Here is a 2671-nt window from a genome sequence, read left to right as displayed (position 1 = left end):
TGACTAAGTTTTTCTTCTCTAAATATTCTGCGGAAATCGATTTCGTTCTCTCCATTTGAAAACAAGCAGAGTTTCATTTTCCCTTTGGCTGTAATTCTCAATCGGTTACAGCTGTCACAGAAATGATCGGAGATGGAACTTATGAAGCTTATTTTTCCTTTGTAACCGATCAATTCATAATCCTTTGAAACCAAGCTTAGTTTCTCATCCAAAGTTTTTAGTTGATATTTCTGCTCAATTATATTTCGTATCTCAGAAGATGAGATAAATCCATCCTTGCTCCAGGCATTATTTGTAAACGGCATAAATTCAATGAAGCGAATGTTCATATCCTTATCTTTAATAAATTCGATAAAGTCTAATATTTCATCGTCATTAATATTTCTGATGATAACAGCATTTAATTTAAGAGGAGCGAATTTCAGTGAAAGGGCTTTATCAATTGAGCGCAAGACAGAATGAAGAGAATCACTTCCGGTAATTGCGGTGAACTTGTTAGGGTCCAACGAATCAAGACTTATATTGAGCTTATTGAACCAGAACTTTTTCAATGCCTCAAGATTTTCCTTAAGCAATGTTCCGTTCGTAGTTAAGCCAATTTCAAAGTCATAATCTTTTTTCAATCGACCGACTTCTTCAAATAATTGAAGAAAGTCTTTCCTCGCAAGTGGTTCACCGCCTGTAAATCGGATTTTTCTTACTTCAAAACTCTGCAGAAAAATTTTAACTAATCTAAGAAGTTCTTCATTACTTAAAAGTTCAGTTTGATTTATAAGAGTCCGCTGCAAGTTTTTCGGATTGCAATAAATGCAGTTCAGGTTGCATTTATCTGTCAGTGAAATCCTCAGATAATCATGAACTCTATTAAAGCGGTCTATTAGTTTCATTTTCTTTATGTGTTAAAAAGATTCCATCTCTTAACGATTGTTTCGCATCTGGAAGAGATGGAATCTTTATGATTCTATATTCCTAATTTTACAATAGAACAACAGCGAGTAACCCAGCAATTATTACCACATAAGCCGGATGAAGATTGAAAGCCAGAATCAATACAGCTCCAAGAATTAAAAAAGATAAAGTCTTCAGATCAACAAAATTTTTAACTGCATATTGATACATTATCGCGGCTATCATTCCAACAATTGCGAATTTTATCCCGTTGAAAGCTTTGACTACATATTCATTTTTTTCATACTGAGCATGGAAATATGCCGCTATCATAATAATAGTGGCGGGCATCAGCATGTTTCCGAGATTCGCTATTACCGCACCGAGAACTCCAGCAACTTTGTAACCCGTATAGGTCGCAAACTTAATTGAAATTGCACCGGGAAAAACTTCAACCATACCTAGAATTTTTAAAAACTCATCGTTGGATAACCATTCATGGTTTTTCACGACTTCTCTTTCAATCAAAGGAATAAGAGAGTATGCACCGCCGAAAGAAAATGAGCCAACCTTTATAAATGAAATTAAAAGTTCAAATAAATTACTTAACATTATTCTTCTCCAACGATATCATCAATCCAGCTTAAGGCAGCCATCATCGAGGGTAAGCCAATAGTTGGCAGTGAAAGTAATGCAACGTGCCGCATTTCTTCTTTAGTTACTCCAACCTTCAGTGCCTTTCTTGCGTGTGAATGTACAGCACCTTCCAATCTCGCACCGGTTGAAATTGCAAGCTTGATCAATGCACGCGTTTTTTCATCAAGCGGTCCGGCATTATGAACTGTATCTCCCAATTCTTCATAAGCTTTTCCAACTTGTGGATAATCTTCCATAAACTTTTTATAACGCTTTGGTATTTGTGACATTCTCTAACTCCTTTCTTCTATCAAGTAAATTAGGATTGTTTTATCTGCGATCATCTGTCTGATCTGTGTCATCAGTGTTCTATGAAAATTGATAGCACACAGATAACCCCGACGAGTCGGGACAAGCGCTGATCTGACAAGATTTACACTGATTTTATTTTCTTTTTATCATTAGTAAATATTTTTCGTCGAATTTCTGGCCTCTTTCCAAAATTAAGTAACAAGCCGACTTCTTTATCGGTTGCTTTTAGATAATTGATTAATTGTAATTCATTTTCTTCAACTAAAGCATCTGCAGCTTTTAATTCGAGTATTATTAAATCCTCAACAACTAAGTCAGCGTAATAATCTCCAACAAGGGTTCCTTCGTAATGCACTTTAATAGCTTTTTGAGCTTCAACCTTTAATCCAATTTTTTTCAATTCAATTGAGAGGCTATTCTCATAAACTTTTTCAAGGAATCCAAAACCTAAAGTGTTGTAAACCTTATAAAAACACTTTATTATTTTTTCTGTTAATTCTTTAAGTAAATATTCAGTCATATCGATCTCCAATCTGTGTTTATCTGTACAATCTGTGTCATCTGTGTTCTATTGAAAAATTCATCGCAAAGATCACACTTATGTAACTGATCACAACGAAACAAAAAACCCTGTCCTTTGTGGAACAGGGTTTAATAATGAATAAACTTTATTCTCCTTTCCACGTCCAGTTAGGACAAGTCTGCCTGCGGCAGACAAGCCGGGAGGTAAAATCGTTTCCAACTTTACCCTATCCCGATTTTCATCGGGAGAGTCCTGAGACTCATCGGTTATTTAACCATAGCATCGCTGCGTTAGGTCAAAAAACTCGGAGAT

The 2671-nt window shown here is 35.5% G+C and carries 4 protein-coding genes and 1 riboswitch; all 4 genes read right to left on the bottom strand.

Going from position 1 to position 2671, the window contains the following annotated elements:
* The coding region (gene moaA, locus FJ213_13310; GenBank protein MBM4177130.1) for a GTP 3',8-cyclase MoaA at nucleotides 1-887 on the bottom strand (887 nt) is incomplete at its 3' end.
* Nucleotides 888-975: 88 nt separating this feature from the next.
* A complete protein-coding gene (locus FJ213_13305) occupies nucleotides 976-1500 on the bottom strand; it encodes a chromate transporter (protein MBM4177129.1) in 525 nt (174 codons plus the stop codon).
* Nucleotides 1500-1814: a carboxymuconolactone decarboxylase family protein gene (locus FJ213_13300; protein MBM4177128.1), complete on the bottom strand. Its 315-nt coding sequence runs from the start codon at nucleotides 1812-1814 to the stop codon at nucleotides 1500-1502. Before FJ213_13300 ends, FJ213_13305 begins: the two co-directional genes overlap by 1 nt.
* Before the next feature lie 143 nt (nucleotides 1815-1957).
* On the bottom strand, nucleotides 1958-2356 hold the full coding sequence (locus FJ213_13295; GenBank protein ID MBM4177127.1) for a GxxExxY protein: 399 nt from the start codon (nucleotides 2354-2356) through the stop codon (nucleotides 1958-1960).
* A 137-nt stretch (nucleotides 2357-2493) separates the two neighbouring features.
* A riboswitch (molybdenum cofactor riboswitch) is annotated at nucleotides 2494-2671 on the bottom strand. This riboswitch is flagged as partial in the annotation.

The sequence above is a fragment of the Ignavibacteria bacterium genome (genome assembly GCA_016873845.1).
Lineage (GTDB): Bacteria > Bacteroidota > Ignavibacteria > Ch128b > Ch128b > JAHJVF01.
Note: the sequence above shows the minus strand (reverse complement) of the source record. Positions and strands in the feature narration are given on the sequence as shown.